Source organism: Glacieibacterium arshaanense (genome assembly GCF_004681125.1).
Lineage (GTDB): Bacteria > Pseudomonadota > Alphaproteobacteria > Sphingomonadales > Sphingomonadaceae > Polymorphobacter_A > Polymorphobacter_A arshaanense.
Map to the genome: position 1 here is coordinate 704859 of NZ_SIHO01000002.1, position 19135 is coordinate 723993.

At 65.8% G+C, this 19135-nt stretch carries 18 protein-coding genes; 11 read left to right on the plus strand and 7 right to left on the minus strand.

All coding sequences use genetic code 11. The features are described from left to right. Positions 1–13: 13 nt before the first annotated feature. Positions 14–679 (minus strand): phosphoribosylformylglycinamidine synthase subunit PurQ, encoded by a 666-nt coding sequence (purQ, locus tag EUV02_RS09605; RefSeq protein WP_135246010.1) that lies wholly within the window; start codon positions 677–679, stop codon positions 14–16. After that, a complete protein-coding gene (gene purS / locus EUV02_RS09610) occupies positions 676–906 on the minus strand; it encodes a phosphoribosylformylglycinamidine synthase subunit PurS (protein WP_135246011.1) in 231 nt (76 codons plus the stop codon). Before purS ends, purQ begins: the two co-directional genes overlap by 4 nt. A 141-nt stretch (positions 907–1047) precedes the next feature. Here purS and EUV02_RS09615 point away from each other — a divergent pair, with 141 nt between their 5' ends. After that, positions 1048–2286, plus strand: a complete 1239-nt coding sequence (locus EUV02_RS09615) for an MFS transporter (RefSeq protein ID WP_166430584.1) — start codon at positions 1048–1050, stop codon at positions 2284–2286. 3 nt (positions 2287–2289) lie between these two features. Here the strand turns inward: EUV02_RS09615 and purC are convergent, their stop codons facing one another. After that, a complete protein-coding gene (purC, locus tag EUV02_RS09620; protein ID WP_135246013.1) occupies positions 2290–3069 on the minus strand; it encodes a phosphoribosylaminoimidazolesuccinocarboxamide synthase in 780 nt (259 codons plus the stop codon). A 267-nt stretch (positions 3070–3336) separates the two neighbouring features. Here purC and EUV02_RS09625 point away from each other — a divergent pair, with 267 nt between their 5' ends. The 5 genes from EUV02_RS09625 (at position 3337) to EUV02_RS09645 (ending at position 6318) form a co-directional block, all read left to right on the plus strand. Beyond that, a complete protein-coding gene (locus EUV02_RS09625; protein ID WP_135246014.1) occupies positions 3337–3654 on the plus strand; it encodes a DUF1476 domain-containing protein in 318 nt (105 codons plus the stop codon). A 25-nt stretch (positions 3655–3679) separates the two neighbouring features. Next, positions 3680–3928, plus strand: coding sequence for a BolA family protein (locus tag EUV02_RS09630; protein ID WP_135246015.1), 249 nt, complete (start codon positions 3680–3682; stop codon positions 3926–3928). Then, positions 3925–4260, plus strand: a complete 336-nt coding sequence (gene grxD / locus EUV02_RS09635; RefSeq protein WP_135246016.1) for a Grx4 family monothiol glutaredoxin — start codon at positions 3925–3927, stop codon at positions 4258–4260. The genes EUV02_RS09630 and grxD overlap by 4 nt, the downstream gene beginning before the upstream one ends. A 33-nt stretch (positions 4261–4293) precedes the next feature. Further along, complete coding sequence (locus EUV02_RS09640) at positions 4294–5076, plus strand: hypothetical protein (protein WP_135246017.1); 783 nt, start codon at positions 4294–4296, stop codon at positions 5074–5076. Positions 5077–5283: 207 nt separating this feature from the next. Further along, on the plus strand, positions 5284–6318 hold the full coding sequence (locus EUV02_RS09645) for a Leu/Phe/Val dehydrogenase (protein ID WP_135246018.1): 1035 nt from the start codon (positions 5284–5286) through the stop codon (positions 6316–6318). 58 nt (positions 6319–6376) lie between these two features. Here the strand turns inward: EUV02_RS09645 and EUV02_RS09650 are convergent, their stop codons facing one another. Together EUV02_RS09650 and EUV02_RS09655 are read right to left on the minus strand one after the other, a co-directional pair. Next, the gene (locus EUV02_RS09650; protein WP_135246019.1) at positions 6377–10588 is read right to left on the minus strand and encodes a translocation/assembly module TamB domain-containing protein; all 4212 of its coding nucleotides are present in this window, start codon (positions 10586–10588) and stop codon (positions 6377–6379) included. Continuing rightward, on the minus strand, positions 10588–12513 hold the full coding sequence (locus EUV02_RS09655) for an autotransporter assembly complex protein TamA (protein ID WP_166430585.1): 1926 nt from the start codon (positions 12511–12513) through the stop codon (positions 10588–10590). The genes EUV02_RS09650 and EUV02_RS09655 overlap by 1 nt, the downstream gene beginning before the upstream one ends. A gap of 178 nt (positions 12514–12691) precedes the next feature. On the opposite strand from EUV02_RS09655, the gene EUV02_RS09660 reads away from it, so the two are divergent. Further along, positions 12692–12853 (plus strand): hypothetical protein, encoded by a 162-nt coding sequence (locus EUV02_RS09660; RefSeq protein WP_243445847.1) that lies wholly within the window; start codon positions 12692–12694, stop codon positions 12851–12853. A gap of 4 nt (positions 12854–12857) precedes the next feature. Here the strand turns inward: EUV02_RS09660 and EUV02_RS09665 are convergent, their stop codons facing one another. Continuing rightward, positions 12858–13538, minus strand: a complete 681-nt coding sequence (locus EUV02_RS09665) for a S24 family peptidase (RefSeq protein WP_135246021.1) — start codon at positions 13536–13538, stop codon at positions 12858–12860. A gap of 128 nt (positions 13539–13666) precedes the next feature. On the opposite strand from EUV02_RS09665, the gene EUV02_RS09670 reads away from it, so the two are divergent. Both EUV02_RS09670 and EUV02_RS09675 read left to right on the plus strand, forming a co-directional pair. Next, positions 13667–13864: a hypothetical protein gene (locus EUV02_RS09670; protein ID WP_135246022.1), complete on the plus strand. Its 198-nt coding sequence runs from the start codon at positions 13667–13669 to the stop codon at positions 13862–13864. A gap of 131 nt (positions 13865–13995) precedes the next feature. Then, on the plus strand, positions 13996–14262 hold the full coding sequence (locus EUV02_RS09675; RefSeq protein WP_135246023.1) for a hypothetical protein: 267 nt from the start codon (positions 13996–13998) through the stop codon (positions 14260–14262). A 34-nt stretch (positions 14263–14296) separates the two neighbouring features. Here EUV02_RS09675 and EUV02_RS09680 read toward each other — a convergent pair whose 3' ends face one another. Continuing rightward, a complete protein-coding gene (locus EUV02_RS09680) occupies positions 14297–14944 on the minus strand; it encodes a TetR/AcrR family transcriptional regulator (RefSeq protein ID WP_135246024.1) in 648 nt (215 codons plus the stop codon). Between the two features lie 93 nt (positions 14945–15037). On the opposite strand from EUV02_RS09680, the gene EUV02_RS09685 reads away from it, so the two are divergent. After that, on the plus strand, positions 15038–16072 hold the full coding sequence (locus EUV02_RS09685) for an efflux RND transporter periplasmic adaptor subunit (RefSeq protein ID WP_166430586.1): 1035 nt from the start codon (positions 15038–15040) through the stop codon (positions 16070–16072). Further along, on the plus strand, positions 16069–19131 hold the full coding sequence (locus EUV02_RS09690) for an efflux RND transporter permease subunit (protein ID WP_135246026.1): 3063 nt from the start codon (positions 16069–16071) through the stop codon (positions 19129–19131). Before EUV02_RS09685 ends, EUV02_RS09690 begins: the two co-directional genes overlap by 4 nt. Positions 19132–19135: the final 4 nt, after the last annotated feature.

A 19135-nucleotide genomic window follows, 5' to 3' on the forward strand; every position in this document is an offset into this window, starting at 1 on the left:
CCGAAAACGATGGTTAACCAAGCGCGGCGAGCAACCCTTCGAACATCCGTCGCCCGTCGGTGCCGCCCTGTTCGGCTTCGATAAGCCGTTCCGGATGCGGCATCAAGCCGAGCACATTGCCCTGCGCATTGACGACGCCAGCAATATCGCGTGCCGAGCCGTTGACCGGTTCGGCGTAGCGGAACACGACGCGGCCTTCGCCTTCGAGCCGGTCGAGCGTTTCGGCATCGGCGAAATAATTGCCGTCATGGTGCGCGACCGGGATCGTGATGGTGGCGCCGGCGTCATAGCGGCTGGAAAACATCGTCTGGCTGTTGGCGACGGTCAGCTTGACGTCGCGGCAGACGAAATCGAGACCGGCGTTGCGCATCAGCGCGCCGGGCAGCAGCCCCGCTTCGGTCAGCACCTGGAAGCCGTTGCAGACGCCGAGCACCGCGACACCGCGGGCGGCGGCGGCGATGACTTCGGCCATCACCGGCGAGCGCGCACTCATCGCGCCCGAGCGCAGATAGTCGCCATACGAAAAACCGCCTGGCAGCGCGATCAGGTCGACGCCTTCGGGCAGTGCGGTTTCGCGGTGCCAGACCATCGTCGGCGCAGTGCCGGTGACGTCGCGGATTGCCACCGCAAGATCACGGTCGCAATTCGAACCGGGGAAGACGATGACCGCCGACTTCACGCGACTTCGACCTTGAAGTTTTCGATGACGGTGTTCGCCAGCAACTTGCGGCACATCTCGTCGATGCTTTCGCGCGGCGTGCCGTCGGCGAGCTCGAGTTCGATGAACTTGCCCTGGCGGACGCCCTCGACACCGCCGAAGCCGAGATTTTCGAGCGCATGCTGGATGGCGCGACCCTGCGGATCGAGCACGCCGGGCTTCAACGTCACGTAAACACGGGCTTTCATGGGCGGCTCTTTCTGGCGGCGAGTCTGCTGGGCGCGCTTATGCGCAAAGCCACGCGCAAACTCAAGTGCGGCGGGCGCAAAGCAGCCATGCATTTCGTCGCGCCGGTTGACACTCTGGCAGCCTCACTGCAAGTTCCGGCCATGGCTCGAAATTCTCCCGCTCCCCTGCAAGCAACGCTCTCGATCGGCCTGACGGTTCTGGTCGGCGTCGCGGTCATGCTCAACTATGTCGATCGCGGCGCGGTGTCGATCGCGGCACCGCTGATCAAGGACGAAATGGGGCTGTCGGCGACCGGCTATGGCTATGCCGTGTCGGCGTTTTTCTGGACCTATGTGCCGATGTTGTTGATCGCCGGCTGGCTGGCGGACAAGATTTCGGTTTACTGGCTGATGGCCGCTGGCGTCGGCATCTGGGCGCTGGCGACGTTGCTCACCGGCTTCACTGGCGGGCTGGTGTCGCTGGTCATCATGCGGCTGGCAATGGGCGTAGGCGAGGGCGTCGCCTTCCCCGCCGCGTCGAAACTGATGGCGCGCGCCCCCGATGCGCGGCGCGGCGTCGCCAATATCGCGATTGCCGGTGGGCTCGCTATGGGCCCGCTGGTCGGCACGCTGGCGGGCGGTGCGATCATGGAAAGCTTCGGCTGGCGCCCGATGTTCTTCATCTTCGGCGCGGTGACGTTGCTGTGGCTGCTACCGTGGTACCGCATCCGCCACCAGGTCGATGTGCCGCTGCCCGACGAGCATCTCGCGGTGTCGGCAACCTATGGCCAGGTGCTGCGCACGCCGTCGCTATGGGCGATGTCGGCAATCCATTTCACCGGCACCTACGCGCTGTATTTCGTCATCGCCTGGCTGCCATTGTTCCTCGTCAAGGCGCGCGGCTACTCGATTACCGACATGGTGCTGCTGACCTCGATGTTCTATGCCGGGCAGACGCTCGCTGCAGTGATGGCAGGGGTGCTCACCGACCGCGCCATCGCCAAAGGCCGCTCGCCGTCGCACGTGCGGCGCTACTCGATGATCATACTCTACACGATCGCGGCGTTCGGCGTCATCGCCATCGGGCAAGTGCAATCGACGCCGGCGCTGGTGTTCTGGCTGCTGCTCACCAGCCTGTGCTACGGCGCCAACACCGGCTTCCTGTTCAGCGTCGCACAGATGCTCGCCGGCCCGGCATCGGCCGGCCGTTGGACCGGCGTGCAAAGCGCCATCGGCAACCTTGCAGGCATCACCGGCCCGGTCATCACCGGCATGATCGTCGACAAGGCCGGCTACGGCCCGGCATTCTACCTGACCGCCGCGATCATCATCGGCGGCGTGATCGCCTTCGCCGTTGGCGTGCCGCGCATCGAACCCATCAAATGGGGAAAGCGCGGCTGACGTTTACTTGCCGCGCGACTTCCGATGCTCGTCCATGTCGAGCACGGTCGATACCGTCCCATCGGTCAGCAGGCCCAGGCGACGCGCGACTTCCTGATAGGCTTCGGCTTCGCCACCGAGGTCGCGGCGGAAGCGGTCCTTGTCGAGCTTTTCGTCGGTCTTCAGGTCCCACAACCGGCAGCCGTCGGGGCTGATTTCATCGGCCAGGATGATGCGGCTGAAGTCGCCGTCGAACAACCGGCCGAACTCGAGCTTGAAGTCGACAAGGCGGATGCCGACGCCGGCGAATAGGCCGGCCATGAAGTCGTTGATGCGGATCGCCATGTCGGCGATGTCGTGCATTTCGTCTTGTGTCGCCCAGCCGAACGCCGAGATGTGCTCGTCGGTGATCAGCGGATCGCCGAGCGCGTCATCCTTGTAATAATATTCGAGGATGGTGCGCGGCAGCGTCGCGCCTTCTTCCAGCCCGAAGCGCTTCGCCAGCGAACCGGCCACGACATTGCGGACGACGACTTCGATCGGCACGATTTCGACCTGGCGCACCAGCTGCTCGCGCATGTTGAGGCGGCGGATGAAGTGCGTCGGGATGCCGATGGTGCCAAGCAGCGTGAACAAATGTTCGGAGATGCGGTTGTTGAGCACGCCCTTGCCCGAAATCGTGCCCTTTTTCTGCGCGTTGAACGCTGTCGCATCGTCCTTGAAATACTGGATGATGGTGCCGGGTTCGGGGCCCTCATACAGAATCTTGGCCTTGCCTTCGTAGATCTGGCGGCGGCGGGTCATGGCTCTGGCCTCCTTCGGGGCGGCACGCCGCCAAGCGAAGCGACGCGCGAAAAGACAAATCGCCCCGGACGCCAGCGAAAATCGCGCGCGGCCGAGGCGGACGCTGGCGACCATAGCGCGACGCCCGCACAATGACAATGATTCTGCAACACCGACACTGTCCGAGACGCCTTTTGCGAGCCCGTCGCGACAATCGCGCACATGGGCGTTGAAGGAACCGCCCGCGCTCTCTATCTACAGGCCATCAGTTTAGCGGAGACCGACGCCATGACCACTTTCGACAAGCGCGAAAGCGCCTTTGAGGACAAGTTCGCCCATGATGCGGACATGCAGTTCAAGGTCAATGCACGCCGCAACAAGCTGCTCGGCATGTGGGCGGCCGAACGCCTGAAACTCACCCCCGAAGAAGCCGATGCCTATGCCAAGTCGGTGATCGCCGCCGATTTCGAGGAAGTCGGCGACGAAGACGTGTTCCGCAAGGTGTTCGGCGACATTACCGCCGCCGGCGTGCCGGTCACCGAACATGAAGTGCGCGCCCAGATGGACGCGCTGCTCGACACCGCCAAACGCCAGATCATGGCGTGAGGCGGAAGGGCGCCGGAATTTCAGAATGGCGATGACCGCCGAAGCCATCGAATCGGCGATTCGCGCCGCGCTACCCGATGCCGAGGTGGTGATCACCGACCTCGCCGGTGACGGCGACCATTACGCAGCGCGCGTGACCAGCGCGGCGTTCGCCGGCGTGCCGCGCGTGCGCCAGCACCAGATGGTCTACAACGCGCTCGGCGGCCGCATGGGCGGCGAGCTGCACGCGCTGCAACTGACCACGTCAATCCCCGCTTCCGGAGACAAGGCATGACTGATCCCGTCCAGGCCCGTATCGCGCACCTCGTGGGCAACAACGACGTCGTCCTGTTCATGAAGGGCACGCCGCTGTTCCCGCAGTGCGGCTTTTCATCGACCGCGGTGCAAATTCTCGACCGGCTCGGTGTCAACCAGTACGAAAGCGTCGATGTGCTGAGCGATCCCGAAGTCCGTGCTGGCATCAAGACCTACTCCGACTGGCCAACGGTGCCGCAGCTCTACGTGAAGGGCGAATTCGTCGGTGGTTCCGACATCATGATGGAAATGTATTCGAGCGGCGAACTCGACGCGATGCTCGACGAGCTCGGCGTCGCGCGCGAAGATTGATCCGGCGCGCATTTCCAGCCCTGAAGCCTGCCGATGACGACCCCGCCGGTTCCTGCCGCGCTTGATCCGGCACGCGCGCTCGACGCGACACGTGAATCGGTGGCGCGCGACGGCAGCATCTATCTGCCGATTGCCGGGGCGTTCGTGCTGCTGCCGCAACTCGGCGCCATGCTGTTCGGCGCGCAGATGCCGGCCACCACCGATGCCATGATGAAGCTGCTGACCGCCACGCCGTGGCCGCTGCTGCTCAGCCTGCTGGTGCCGGCGTTCATCGGGCTGATTGCCGACCTGACGATCTCGCGCCTGGTCATCGACGCTGCCGATGGTCGCGCCACGCCGCCACGCACCGCGCTGCTGCTGGCACTGCGCGCCTGGCCGCTGTTGCTGCTGGCGTTTGCGTCGCTGTTCATCGCCGTCATGGGTGTGGCACTTCTTGCAACGCCGCTCGGCATGACCGCAGCGCTACTTATCGCGATGCCGATCGGGCTGGTGCTGATGGCGCGGATGCTGCCGCTGATTCCGCTGCTCAGCGTCGAACCACGCGCGCCGTTCGATGCGCTGCAACGCAGTTGGGCACTCGGCATCGGCAACGGCTGGCGGCTGTTCGGCGTCGCACTGGTGCTGCGTATGGTAATATTGATCGTCTCGGCCTTCGGCGGCGTTGTTGGCGGCGGCCTCGGTCAATTGTTCGGCGGCGGCCTGGGCCGCTTTGTGCAACTGGCGTTGCCCGCGGCGGCTGTGACCGCGATGTCGGTGGTGACATCGGTGCTGGTGGCACATGTGTATTTGCAGTTACGCGGTCGGGCGCTGGCTTAAGGGCCTTCGGCGGGCAGGGGCTTGCCCCTGGCACCCATATGAATATGACGGTGTCCAATCAGCCGGCGCCGCTCGTTGCAGCGCGGACTCAACTGTTTGGTGCAGGGGCAAGCCCCTGCCCGCCGGAGGCCCTTTGCAATCACCCCTTCCCAATATGTCGTTATTAGATTATTGCGCGCGTGCATTCTATTATTACAGAGGTCTGCCATGTTGTTCGACGCACCCGACTTTGACGCGCACGAGGGAGTCCACTGGTTTGCCGATCGTGCGACGGGTCTGCGCGCGATTATTGCGGTGCATTCGACGCATCTCGGGCCGGCGGCGGGTGGTTGCCGGTTCTGGGATTATGCGAGCGATGGTGCGGCGCTGACCGATGCGCTGCGGCTGTCGCGCGGCATGAGCTACAAGAACGCCATGGCGGGGCTGCCGCTGGGTGGCGGCAAGGCGGTTATCCTGAAGCGCGAGCACAAGGATGATGCGTTGCTTGAAGCATTTGGCAGTGCGATTGAGTCGCTTAGCGGCAAATATGTGACCGCCGAGGATGTCGGCATGACCGACCATGACATGACGGTGATCGCACGCAAGACGCGCCATGTGTCGGGCTTGCCGGTCAGCGCTGCGGCGGCGGGTGGTAACCCCGGTCCGTCGACCGCCGAGGGCGTGTTCCTCGGCATCCGCGCGGCGATCCGCCATAAGCTGAGCCGCGACAATTTCAACGGCGTCCATGTGGCGATTCAGGGCCTCGGCAGCGTCGGTATGGCATTGGCTGAACGTCTGCACGCGGCGGGCGCCAAGCTGACGGTGGCCGATATACACCCGGACCGCACCGCACGCGCGGCGCGCGACCTTGGCGCGGACGTCGCCGATATCCGCGCGATTCTCGCGACCACGGCCGATGTGCTCAGCCCGTGCGCGCTGGGTGCGGTGCTCGACGAAGCCAGTATCGCGGCGCTCAATGTGCCGATCGTTGCCGGTGCGGCGAACAACCAGCTCGCGACGCCCGCCGATGGTGCGCGCGTCCAGGCGCGCGGCATCCTCTATGCGCCCGACTATGTCATCAACGCCGGCGGCATCATCAACGTCGCTGCCGAATATCTCGGCGCCGGCGATGCAGCTTCGGTGACTGCGGCGATTGCGAAGATCGAACCGCGACTGGCCGACATCTTCGCCACCGCCGACGCCGATGGCCGCAGCACCGACGTTGTAGCCGATGCAATGGCGCGGACGCTTATTGGACGCTGAGGCCGGGGCCGCTGAGGCAGGGGCCGCCGGGGCTGGCTAGCTTGCCTCTAGTGCGCCGCTAATAGTCGCGCTTCCAGCGCACATTCAGGCTGGTGCCGCCCAACGTCGCGATTTCGCTGAGGATCGACAGCGACCGTGTCAGCGACACCTCGACGCTGGTCGCGGTGAAGCCCTGCGCGTCGGTGGTGACTTCGACATAGACGCGGTCGCCGATGTATTGCCCGGCGGCAATCGAGGTCTTGCGGCCGCGTGCCACATCGGCGGGCAGGATGCGCAGCCGGTCGATGCCCAGCCCCTTGCGCACCGCGTTGATCGGGTTGAGCCCGCCGTTGCCGCCACGCAGCGTCGCCAGTGCGCCCGCCAGTTGCAGCGCTTCGGGTGCCGACAGGTTCGTCACCGATGACCCGAACAGCACGCGCGACAGCACTTCATCTTCGGGGAGTGCCGGGACCGAACTGAAGCTGATCTGCGGGCGCTGCGCAGTGCCGGTGATGTTGAGCGTCGCGGTGAAGTCGGAACTCGAGTTTTCGGCGGTAATGTTGATGATCGGGTCGGGCGGGAAGTTGCCGGTGAAGCGTACATCGCCGCGGGTCAGCGCGAAGCGCTTGCCGGCGAAGTCATAGTCGCCGCGCACCAACGACACCTTGCCGGTGACACGCGGCGCTTCGATGCTGCCGGCGACGCGGACATTGGCGCTCCATTCCGAATCGAGCCCCATGCCGCGCACCGCGATGCGGTTGTCAGCCTCGACCCCCAGATCAAGCTGCCAGATCGTCGGCTTGGCCGGTCGCACGACGGGGCGGTGCGCAGCGGCACCATTGATTTCGGTGACCGGCAAGACCGGTACATCGGCGACCGAGGTGGTGCCGAGGTTGATGCGCGCCTGCTCGATATGGAGCTGCCCCTTGATAAGCGCGCCGTCGTCGCCCTTGTGGATGCGGACCTTGCCGGTGGCGCTGCCGCGCAGGTCGTCGCGGTTGATCAACTGGGCGTTCTTCAGGTCGAGCGCAAACTCCATCGGAAAGCCACGCACCGCCGATAGGTCGATGCCGCCGCTGGCGCTGAGCGTACCGTCGCGGCCGGCGGTGGCGGTGAAGAATTTGAGCTCGAGCCGCGATTCGACGAAGCGGCTGTCGAGCTCGACCTTGTCGAGCACCAGCCCGATGCCGGTGCTTTCAATACGCGCGCCACTGGCTTTGAAGGCGCCGGCAAAGCGCGGATCGCCGAGCACGCCGCTGCCGTCGATGGCGATGGTCAGCGGCCCGCGCACGTCGATGCGGTCGACGCCGGCCAGCGGCCAGATGGCTTCGGCGGGGCCGGCCCAGCGTAACTGCGCGAACAGCGGTGCAGCGAACAACCGGGTCAGCACCGGATCGGCGCGGCTGCCGGGGATGACCGCGAGCTGCGCTTGCGCGCGGCCTTCGATGCGGCCTTCGCGCGCGATGACCATGCGGGCGCTGGCGCTGCCGTTCGACATCACGGCGTTTATGCCAAGGTCGATGCGGTTCGATGCGGTGCCGGCGCCGGCGCGCGACAGGCCGTTGACGCGCAGGTCGGCACGCGCTTCGGGTAACTGGTCATTCGGGCCGTAGCGGAAGTCGATGCCGCCAAAGACATAGCCCGACAGGTCGAGGCTGGGGTTGACGAGGCGTGCCAGCCCGAGGCTGACGCGGTCGAGTTGCAGGTGCAGCGCCATGTCCTTGCCGAAGCTGCCGCTGGCTTCGATGCGGCCGTTGCGGATGAGCAGGGCTGTTGGTGCCAGTTTCCAGCTGCCATCGACGCGGTTGAGCACGGCGGGATGGTCGAGCTTGAGCGGGGCATTGCCGAGGTTGCCGACTGCCGAGATTGTCACGCGGTCGCTGGTCAGTTGCGCGCCTATGGTGCCGCCGAACGGTGCACCCGCATCACCGGCAAAAGTGACTTCGGTGGTGCCTACCCCGTTCAGATAATTGATCTTGCCGGTCGCGCTGCTGAAGCGTGTAGTGCCGCGTTCGAGATCTGTGACCGTGAAGCTGCCGCGCACGTCGGGGGGGCCGGAGCCGCTGTCGAACTGGATCGAGGCGGTGGCGCTGCCGCGGGCGACCGTGACCGGCGTCGCCAGCGCCAGCGTCGCCTTGTTGAGGTCGAGGTTGATTTCGGCATGCTGCGCCCCGGCAACGGTGCTCAGCAACGCCGCGCCATTGATACCGCGGCCATCGACATCAAGCCGCCCGGCAAACGGCCCCGCCGGGGTCTGCACCAGGCGGCCATGCGCGACCATTTCGGCGCCGGCAAGCTTGGTGAGTTCGACCGTCAGCGGCCCTTCGCCGGTCAGCACCAGCCCATTGGCGACTATCGGCCCGGCGCTGGAATCGGCGGTCGCCTCGAAGCTCCAGCCGCGCGGCGTTGCGGCGACGCGCGCGCCGATGTTGCGAATGTCGCCCGCCAACCCCGGCTGCGGCAGCTTGAGGTCGAACACCAGTCGGTCGGCAGGGCCGTTGACCGCGAACGTCACCGGGCCATAGTCGCGTAAATTGCCACCGCCGGTCAGCCGCACGGCGCCATTGGCGGCGACGGCACCGCTGCCGTTCAAGGTCAACGCGGGGGCGGTGAAGCGCACGTCATGCAATGCCAGTGCACCGTCGGGGGCAAGGTCGAATTTCGCCACAACCACCGGCAGACCGCCGAAGAAGTCGCGCGTTGCGGCGCTGTCGAGCCGCGTCATCGTCGCGCGCGCATTGCCGCCGACACGCACACCGGCGCTGTTCCCCGCGACGGTAACATTGGCCGCGACGTCGGCGACGCCGATGCCTTGCAACGCGTAGCGCGGCAGTTCGGCGGCGACGGTCGCAGTATAGGCGTTGGTCCTGCGGTTGAGTGCCGCACTGCCGCGCGCCGTCAGCCGGTCGGTGCGCAGGTTGAGCGCGCGGGCTTCAATGCGGTCGGGCAGTAGCGCGACTTGCGTATCGAGGTGCAGATTGCCCAGCAGCGCGTCGGTGGCCGCACCCGCACCGCTGATGCGGCTAGCGCTGGCGGTGACCGGCACGACCAGCGGCGACCGGCCGAGTTGCACGACGCCCGAAACGCGCGGCGTGGTGATGACGGTCTTGTCGTAGCGCAGGCTGGTGGCGGTCACCAGATAATCGAGCAATGGTGCGGCGAACTTGCCCGCCAGCCGGCCGCGCAACCGGATGTCCTGACCGCCGAGTTTGGGGTCAGCGTCCTGCGGGCGTAGTAGCCGGGCATCGACGGTGAATCCTTTGAACAGCTCGTCGGCGAAATCGAGCTCGCCGGCCGCCACGACGTCGAGCGCGCGGCTGGTCAGGCGCAACTGTGTGTCGCCGCGTTTGTCGGCCATGGTCAGCTCGCCGGTCACCGCGACAGCCGGCGCCAGCAGCCGCGCTCCCGCGCCGTCGAGCAGTGCCGCCGGCATGACGTTGCCGTTGACGGTGAAGCTGCCGCTGCGCGCCTGCAGTTTGACATCGGCCAGCGACGTGCGCCGATTGGCGATCAGCGAACTCGCCTGCAGGCTGCCCGACCAGCTGCGCCAGCTGCCGTCACCGGTCAATTGCAGGTCAGTCGGATGCTTGAAATCGGCGAGCGCCAGCAGCGCACCGCCGGCGACGGCATTGACCGTCGCCTCGACATCAAAGCGGTCGCGGTCGGGCTCGATATCGAGCTTGAGCAGGACCCTGTCGCCGCTGCCGTTGGCGCCGGCTTCGGACAACGCGGTCAGATTGACCAGCGCGCGTCCATCATGGATGTCCGCATTGCCGGCAACGCGTAAAACCTGCCCATTTGCAGCGCCGTCCTTGGCAAAGCTCAGCCGGTCGATCTGCAGGCGTCCGATGAAGATATCGATGTCGGGCAGGATGTTGGGGTTGGAGGTCGGCAGCAGGTCGGGCAGCCGCAGCAGCCGTACATCGGGCGCGACGGCGCTGCGCACGGTGACCCGGTTGGTGATCAGGTCGCGCGGCCGCCAGTCGAAATCGGCAACCGGCACTTCGAGGAACACACCCTTGGTGTCGCTGAGCTTGAGATCGTGAACACGCAAGTCGCTGAACAGCGAGCCTTCGACGCGCCCGACGCTGAAGCCGATGCCGTTGTCGAGCCGCAACCGGTGCAACTGCGACACCAGGAAGCGATGGCCGACCGGCTGGTCGAGCAAAACCACTGCGCCCACCAGCAGCGCGACAATCAGCACCAGCGCCACGATAAACCGCCAGATGCTGCGGGCGGCCACAGCCAGGTTGCGCAAGGCGCCGGTCGCGGGATTGGGCGTATCGATCATCAGAACGCCTGCCCGATCGACACGTAGAACGCGACCTTGGGGTCATTCGGGCCGGGGTTGAGCGGCGTCGCGACATCGACGCGCACCGGCCCGAAGCTGGTGTAATAGCGCACGCCGATGCCGGCGCCGAAACTCATCCCCGAAAAGTCGGGCACGGTACCAGTGAACACCTGACCGGCGTCGACAAACGGCACGACGCCCCAGTCGCCGAAACGGATGCGCGCCTCCACGCTGACTTCGGTCAGTGAGTTGCCGCCGGTCGGCACACCCTGGGCGTCCTTGGGGCCGACTTGCTGGAAGTTGTAGCCGCGCACCGAGCCGCCGCCGCCGGCATAGAAGCGCCGCGTTGGCGCGATGTTGCCGCGCGATGCCCCGATGATCGAGCCAAAGTGCAGCCGTCCGGCGAGCGTCACGCTGCTCGCCACCGGCTGGTAGTAGGTGCCTTCGAGCTGGGCCCGGACATAAGCGAACGAGCCGCTTTCGAACGAGACCTGCGGCGAGGCGCGCATGTTGATCCGGAAGCCGCGCTCAGGGTTGAGCAGGTCGTTCGAGCCGTCATAGCTCAGGCTCAAGGGGGCCGACAGAATGTAATACATCGTCCGCGGCGTGTTCGGGCCGGTCGAGGCGCTGAGGTCGGCTTCGTTCGATGCGGCGAACTCGACGCCGAGCGAATAATACCATTTCTTCTGCCAGATCAGGTTGGTCTCGAGCTCGACGAGGCCGCCGATGGTGGCCGTCGTTGCATCGAACGCATCCTGGTTCTGCGTCGTCAATGCACCCGCGAGCACGAGAGTCCGGTCGCGCTTGAGCCAGTTGCGGCGGCGCAGTTCGGCGCCAAGGCCGATTTCGCGCTGCGCGAGAAGGCCGCTGAAGGTGACCTGGCCCTGCGGCGGCAACAGGTTGCGGTGTTGCCAGCTGCCGGCGACGCGGAAGCCTTCGCCCGTCGAATAACCGGCGCTCGCCGATACGGTGCGCAGCGGCGCAGTTTCGCCGGTGACGATCAGGTCGACTATCGCCGTGCCATCGGGGTTGGTGCCGGCGTTGACCGGCTTGATGACCACCGAGCCGTACAGGTTGGTCGCGATCAGCGCGCGCCGCAGATCCTCGACTTCGGCGGCGCTATAGACTTCGCCCGGCTTGAACCGCACCATGCGCTGCATATGGCGCGTGGTGATTTGCGCACTGCCCTCGCTTTTGACCGCACCGAATCGACCCAGCGGGCCAGGGTCGATCTTCTGCGTCAGGAGCGCTGCCGCCGCGGCATGATCAATGACAATGTCGGGGTCGCCGATTTCGGGGAACGGATGGCCCTTGGCCGCAAGCTGGCCGCGCAGACCGGCTTGCGCCGCATCGAACGGCGCGGCGGCAACGACAGTGCCCGCCGTCAGCCCGAGCGCGCTGCTTGCAACGATGACATCGGCCGGGGTAGGCGAAATAATGTCGATCTGCGTGAATTTGTAGAGCGGCCCGGGCTCGACGGTAATTTCGACGCGCAACGTGCCGCCGGCAGCGGGCGGGACGATCTTGGGGGTAATGGTACCGCCGTAATAGCCGACCGAGCGTAACAACTGGTCGATCAGCGCGACATCGGCAGTAGTGCGTCGGCGGATCTGCGCAATGTTGCTTGGCTCGTTGCGGCCCTTGTGGAGCAACGAGGTTTCATTGAAGCGCGCCATCAGGTTGAGCTGGCTTAGCCCGGTCACGACGACAACATAGCGGACATCAGCGTCGGTGATCGGTGTAGCATCGGCAGGCGCGGCGGTATTCTCAAGCGTCGGCCATGGCACCGCATTGCCGGGCAACGGTGCCATCGAATCGAAGAACGGCGATTCGGTTGGCGCCGTCGGGGTTTCAGGCACCGTGGCCGTAGTCGGCACAGCGGTCGCAACCGGCGCCGCCGCCATTGCTGCAACCGGGTACAGCATCAGCGCCAGGACTGTCCCGGATACAACAACGCGATTGACCATCGTGCCCGTCTACCCGAGGTGCCGGTGCGCGCAAAGGCGCGAATTCGCTCCGTCATCATGTCGCGGTGCGCGCGTGGCTCTGGCGCCGCACGCGACGCCGTGGCAAATGGCGCGGATTGCATGGAGACAGGCACGCATGGTCGAACGTGGTGGCGGCATTTTGATTGCCCTGGGGCTGATCATCGGCGCGGTTGTCGGGCTGTTTGCGGGCAATGGCGCGCTGGGCATGGTTGGCGGGCTGGTTGCGGGTGCGGCAGCGGCTTGGCTCATGGCGCGCCGCGACGATCAGCGCAAATAGCGGCCTAGTTCAGTCGCCGTCCGACCCATACTACGCGGCCGATAACACTGACCTCCGCGGGGTCACAATTGTCCCAGCTCGGATAGGCTTCGTTGTCGCTGCGAATCATCAGGCGCTTGGTCGCCGGATTGACGCCGAGCCGCTTGACCAGCAGCGCATCATCGGTGCGCAGCACATAGATGCCGTCACGCAGCCGTTCGCGGTCATCGGTGTCGACAAGGATGTTGTCGCCGTCCGCCAGCGTCGGCAGCATTGAATCGCCCTCGACGCGGATCACCGAAAGCGCTTCGGGGCGACCGCTGGCAATCGAACGCACCCACTGCGACTGGAACGCCAACACCGCGACCGGCACTTCGGTTTCGGTCACTGCGCCAGCGCCGGCCGAAGCGCCGATGTTGAGGTAAGGGATCAGCACATAGTCGTTCGCCGCCGCCGACGTGCCGGCGTGCGCCATCACCGCGCGACCGGCGTGCTCCTCCGGTCCGCCGAGCAGCCGTTCGGCAATGCCGAAATGCTGCGCCAGCAGGCGACGGTCGTCCTCGCTCAAACGCCGCGGGACGCCGCGTTTGACGAACTGTTGAATATAGGTCGGATTGCGACCGAGCAGTCGTGACAACGAGGCATAATCCTCGCCCGCCGCGGTGATCAACGCATTCAACCGCAAGCGGATGGCGGTGTTATCCATTCGCCTGGAACCTCCTCTCCCGATCCCAAGGCACTACATATACTACAAATAGTTTTTTACCTAGACTAGTAGGAAATTGCAACGGATAGTCGCTTATGGGTCCGATTCGGTTAGGGAGTATATCCAATATGACACTATTGTCCGCTGTCGAGCGTTGTCTGCGTAGCCACCGACTTCCCGCCTCGCGATTCGGTCGCCAGGCGGCACGCGATCCGCGACTGGTTTACGATCTGCGCCGTGGCCGCCAGCCACGCGCCGAAACCGAAGCCAAGGTTCTTGCCTATATCGCCGAAATTGCCACCCGGGCACCGCAGGTGTCGCAGTGAGGCCGCTGACCCGCGATGCGCACCGCCCGCTGATGCAGGCGCTACGCTAGATTATCGGGCTGGGCGACACCGTCGTCGGGCTGTCGGCGAAGCTCGATGCGCTTCCGCCGTCACCAGCGACACCGCCGCTGATGCTGGTCGAATCGATCGGCAGCGAGCCCTGGGCCAGCGCCACTTTTGTCGGCCAGACGCACTGGATCCAACTACAGCTCGAGGGCCATGCCGACGCAGTAGCGGCAACCTGCCGGCGCCTTGAAGCCGAGCTTGGCGAGGCCGAGTTTGATGTCGCCGGCCATATCGTTGCCGATGTCGCGGTCGAGGCCGCACTGCCAGTGACGGCCGCGGACGGCATCACGTCATGCAATCTGCGGCTCGAGATCCTGACGATCGAGGATTGACCACCCGTGTCCGGCACCGTGGCGCGGGGGAACGCTACGGTGCCGATACCGGGGCATAGGCGCGCAGGATAACACCGGCGCAGCGCGCGATATGGGCGCTGCGCGTTGTCCCTTCGAATGGCGGTATGCCGAATTCCTGATGCAGGACCGGCCGGTGCCGCAACAGCGCCAGATAGTCGCCGGAAATCTCCGCGGCATCACCCGCCAGCACACCACGCTCTACCAAAATTTCGACCAGCGCGGTCACCTGCGCTTGGGTAAAGGCAATTGCGTTGTTAAAAAACAACGCGCCAAGCTCGGGCGAGCGTTGACGTTCGCTGACGATGATCTGGTGCATCGCCAGCGCTTCAGGGTGCAGGATCAGGCCCAGAAACGCTTCGCCGGCGGCCTGCAGCATCGCGGCCGGCTCCTGTGCCCGCGTCGCTTCGGTGCCGAGGTCGTTGAGCATCGCACGGCACTTGCGCGCGACGGCTTCGGCAAACAGCGCGTCCTTGCTCTGGAAATGCCGGTACACCGTTAGCTTTGACACCTGCGCGGCATCGGCGATGCGCTCCATGCTGGTCGCTGCGTAACCATTTTCCATGAACAGCGTCTGTGCTGCCGCCATGATCGCGGCGTGCTTGGCCATGTCGGTCGGACGGCCACGCGTGCCGGGGCGGAGTGTGGTGTGCTGCGGCGACATGTCCGGCAAATATGATTTGTAAACTCACCAGTCCAGTTATAGATATGAGTCGCAATCAAATTCGGGGGCCTGATGCGCGCGTTGCGAACTGGAATGACTTGGGCACCGTTGCTGGCGCTGGCGCTGTTGTCGGCGTGCTCAAAGCCTGCCGCCGAGACCAAGGCGCCGGCCGAGCAGATCATCACCGTGTCGCTGGCGCAGGTCGGCGCAGCCAATGCGACCTCCGAATTTTCCGCGACCGGTACAGTACGCTTCAAGCGCGAAACCGCGCTGTCGTTCAACACCAACGGCCGCATCGCAGCGGTCAATGTCGTCGAAGGCCAGGCCGTGGTCGCCGGCCAGCCATTGGCACGGCTCGATCCGACCGGACTCGATGCCGCGAGTGCCGCCGCACGCGCCGAAGCGGCGCGCGCCAGTGCCGACCTTGAACGCCTGCGCAAGCTCGCCGCGCAAGGCTGGATTACCCGCCCGCGCCTCGAAGCTGCCGAGGCCGCTGCGGCGGCCGCCCGAGCCCGTGTCGAACAGACCGGCTTCGACGTTCGCTTCGGGCATATCGTCGCGCCGACGGCGGGCATTGTGCTCAAGCGCCACCTCGAACCCGGCCAGGTTGTGGCCGCCGGGCAGCCGGTGGTGACCATCGGCGAAATCGCCAGCGGCTATGTGCTGCGCGTGCCGCTGACCGATACCGACATGGCGCGTGTCCACCTCGGCCAACGCGCCAGCGTCTTGCTGTTGGCGCTGTCGCCGCAGCCGATATTCGCCACCGTCAGCGAAGTCGGCGCGCGCAGCGATGATCGCACCGGCACCTTCCAGGTCGAAGTCAAACTGCCGCCGACGCCCGGCCTGCGTTCGGGGCTGATCGGCCGTGCCACGATGCTCGGCGGTGCGCCGCTCGCCGCCGGCACGCTCAAGGTGCCCGCCACCGCGATCTTCGCGGCACGCGCCGACGAAGGCTTTGTCTATGTCTTCGATGCCAAGACCAGCACCGTCCATGCGCGGATGGTGGGCATCGGCAACATCAGCGACAACGGCGTCGAAATCGTCTCGGGGCTGGCGGCGGGCGACAAGGTCGTGCGCTCGGGCGTCGACCGGTTGCGCGACGGGCTCAAGGTCCAGGTCGGCGCATGAACTTCATCGATTTCGCGGTCAAACGCTGGCAGATCACGCTCGTCCTGTTCGCGTTGATGGCCGCCATCGGCCTGTCGGCGCTGCTGACGATTCCCCGCTCGGTCGATCCGCATTTCCCGTCGCCGTTCGTCGTCATCGTGGCGACGCAGCCCGGCGCCGATCCGGCCGAGATGGAGCAGACGATCGCCAAGCCGATCGAGGATGTGCTGCAAGGCCTCGATGACATCGTCCGCACCTCGTCGCGGTCGACCGACGGCACCGCGGTCATCACTGCCGAGTTCAGTTGGTCGAGCGATCCCGAGAAGGATTACGACCAGCTGGTGCGCGACGTCAGCGCCATTCGTGGCACCTTGCCGACAGGGTTGCAGCGGCTCGAATTCCGCAAGACCCGCACCACCGAAACCACCGTCGTGCAGTTCGCGCTGGTCAGCGATACCGCGTCGTACCGCCGGCTCGAAAAGATCGCGAAGAGCCTGCGCGAAGAACTCAACCAGGTCCCCGGCGTACGCGGCTCGCGCGCCTGGGGCATCCCCGCACCCGAAGTCCGCGTCGCCATCGACAGCGGCCGCATGGCGCAACTTGGCCTGCCGGCAACGGCGCTGACCGATGCCCTGCGCGCCGGCGGCACCGACTTGCCGCCCGGCGCCGTCCATGCCGGCGACCAGCGCTTCAATATCGAAGCCGGCGGGGCCTATCGCTCGGTCGAAGCCGTGGCGGACGTGCCGGTGCGTGCCGTCGCCGACAATGGTACCGGCCGCGTGCTGCGTGTCCGCGACGTGGCGCAGGTCGGCTGGAACTATGAAGAACAGCCGCAGCTGACGCGCTTCAACGGCAAGCGCGCGATCTGGGTAACGCTGACGCAGAAGGACAATATCAACGTCCTCGATATCCAGAAGGCGGCGCTCAAGGTCGCGGATGCCTATGCCAAGACGCTGCCGCCCGACGTCAAGCTGGAGATCGGCTTCGACCAGTCGCGCGACATCGCGGTCAAGCTGGCGCATCTGCAACGCGACTTTCTGATTGCGCTCGCCATCGTGCTGCTGACCTTGCTGCCGCTGGGTTTCCGCGCGTCGCTGGTGGTCATGGTGTCGGTGCCGCTGAGCCTGTTGATGGGCGTCGCGGTGCTCAACTTCGCCGGCTTCACGCTCAACCAACTGGCGATATCGGGGTTCATCATCGCGCTCGGGCTGCTCGTCGACGATTCGATTGTCGTCACCGAAAACATCGCCCGCCACCTGCGCAGCGGTGAAGACCGCGAGGCCGCCGCCATCGCCGGCACGCGCCAGATTGCCGTCGCCGTCATCGGCTGCACCGCGGTGTTGCTGCTGGCGTTCCTGCCGCTGGCGTTCCTGCCCGGCGGCGCCGGCAAGTTCACGCGCTCGCTGCCGATTGCCGTGCTCGGCACTGTTGCCGCATCGCTGCTGGTGTCGCTGACCGTCGTGCCGTTCCTCGCGTCGCGGCTGCTGCCGCGCGATACGCCCGAACATGGCAACCGCTTCCTGCAGCTCATCCAGACCGGCATCCACCGCTTCTATGCGCCGGTGCTGCACTGGTCGCTCGAACGGCCGTGGCGCGCGCTCGGCATCGCCACCGTTGTCACCTTCTCGGCATTCCTGCTGATCCCCCGCATCNCGCCCGCCGATGCCTCGTATTTCATTGTCGAGGTCAACGCCCCAGAAGGCGCCGCCATCACCCAGACCGACCGTGCCACGCGCTTTGTCGAAGCCGAGCTCAAGAAGGAGCCGCTGATCAAGAAGGTGCTCGCCAACGTCGGGCGCGGCAATCCGCAGGTCTTCTACAACGTCCGCGAGACCGACCAGCGCAGCAACATCGGCACCACCGTTGCGGTGCTCGACACCTGGGACTCGGTCGAAGGGCCGAAGCTCGTCGAGCGACTGCGCCAGCGCTTCGCCACCAACACCGACGCGCAGATCGTCATCAAGATCTTCCAGAATGGCCCGCCGGTCTCCGCACCGGTCGCGGTGTTCGTGCGCGGCCCCGACCTCGCGGTGCTGAAGCGCATCGCCGCCGAGACCGAGGCAATCATGCGCAACACGCCGGGTACGCGCGACGTCAAGAACCCCGTCGCCGTCGACCGCATCCACCTCGAACTTGGCGTCGATGCCGACAAGGCGGCGCTGCTCGGCGTCGCCCCCGGCGCAGCCCAGCGTGCGGTGCGCCTTGCGGTGGCGGGTGATCCGGCGGCGCGCTTCCGCGACGATGAGGGCGACAGCTACAATGTCGTCGTGCGGCTGCCGATGGCCGACCGCCAGAACATCTCGGCGCTCGAACGCATCCATGTGCCGTCGACCAATGGCGGCGCGGTGCCGTTGCTGCAGATTGCGCGTCCCTATCTCGAATCTGCGCCCGCCGAAATCAGCCGCGACCGCCAGCAGCGCAGCGTCTCGATCTCGGCGCAGGTGCAGCCGGGCTATCTGACGTCGAAGGTCAATGCCGACGTGTTCGCGGCACTCGCCAAGATCAAGCTACCCGTCGGCTACAGCTTCAAGCAGGGTGGCGAAGCCGAAGCTGCGGCCGAAAGCTTCGGCGGGCTGGGGCCGGTGATCGCGTTCGGGCTGTTCGGGATTCTCGGCGTGCTCGTCATCGAATTCGGCCGCTTCCGCGAAACCGCCGTGGTCGCCGGCGTCATCCCGCTCGGCATGTTCGGCGGCATCGTCGCGCTGTATCTGTCGGGCAACTCATTCAGCTTCACCGCGGTCATCGGCTTCATCGCGCTGATCGGTATCGAGATCAAGAACTCGATCCTGCTGGTCGATTTCACCACGCAGTTGCGCCGCGACGGCATGGCGCTGCGCCCGGCCATCGAACGTGCCGGCGAGATCCGCTTCCTGCCGGTGCTGCTGACGTCGATCACCGCGATCGGCGGCCTGCTGCCGCTGGCGTTCTCGGGGTCGGGTCTCTATTCGCCGCTCGCCTGGGTGATCATCGGCGGGCTGGTCTCGTCAACGATACTGTCGCGTGTCGTGACGCCGGTGATGTACCTGCTCATCGTGCGCGGCCATGTCGCGCCTGTGGTGGCACCGGCGGCCGCAACCTGATCGG

Coding starts and splice junctions, on each gene's coding strand:
- purS (WP_135246011.1), bottom strand. CDS start 906: ATGAAAGCCCGTGTTTACGTGACGTTGAAGCCCGGCGTGCTCGATCCG.
- EUV02_RS09615 (WP_166430584.1), top strand. CDS start 1,048: ATGGCTCGAAATTCTCCCGCTCCCCTGCAAGCAACGCTCTCGATCGGC.
- purC (WP_135246013.1), bottom strand. CDS start 3,069: ATGACCCGCCGCCGCCAGATCTACGAAGGCAAGGCCAAGATTCTGTAT.
- EUV02_RS09625 (WP_135246014.1), top strand. CDS start 3,337: ATGACCACTTTCGACAAGCGCGAAAGCGCCTTTGAGGACAAGTTCGCC.
- EUV02_RS09630 (WP_135246015.1), top strand. CDS start 3,680: ATGGCGATGACCGCCGAAGCCATCGAATCGGCGATTCGCGCCGCGCTA.
- grxD (WP_135246016.1), top strand. CDS start 3,925: ATGACTGATCCCGTCCAGGCCCGTATCGCGCACCTCGTGGGCAACAAC.
- EUV02_RS09640 (WP_135246017.1), top strand. CDS start 4,294: ATGACGACCCCGCCGGTTCCTGCCGCGCTTGATCCGGCACGCGCGCTC.
- EUV02_RS09645 (WP_135246018.1), top strand. CDS start 5,284: ATGTTGTTCGACGCACCCGACTTTGACGCGCACGAGGGAGTCCACTGG.
- EUV02_RS09650 (WP_135246019.1), bottom strand. CDS start 10,588: ATGATCGATACGCCCAATCCCGCGACCGGCGCCTTGCGCAACCTGGCT.
- EUV02_RS09655 (WP_166430585.1), bottom strand. CDS start 12,513: ATGCTGTACCCGGTTGCAGCAATGGCGGCGGCGCCGGTTGCGACCGCT.
- EUV02_RS09660 (WP_243445847.1), top strand. CDS start 12,692: ATGGTCGAACGTGGTGGCGGCATTTTGATTGCCCTGGGGCTGATCATC.
- EUV02_RS09665 (WP_135246021.1), bottom strand. CDS start 13,538: ATGGATAACACCGCCATCCGCTTGCGGTTGAATGCGTTGATCACCGCG.
- EUV02_RS09670 (WP_135246022.1), top strand. CDS start 13,667: ATGACACTATTGTCCGCTGTCGAGCGTTGTCTGCGTAGCCACCGACTT.
- EUV02_RS09675 (WP_135246023.1), top strand. CDS start 13,996: ATGCTGGTCGAATCGATCGGCAGCGAGCCCTGGGCCAGCGCCACTTTT.
- EUV02_RS09680 (WP_135246024.1), bottom strand. CDS start 14,944: ATGTCGCCGCAGCACACCACACTCCGCCCCGGCACGCGTGGCCGTCCG.
- EUV02_RS09685 (WP_166430586.1), top strand. CDS start 15,038: ATGACTTGGGCACCGTTGCTGGCGCTGGCGCTGTTGTCGGCGTGCTCA.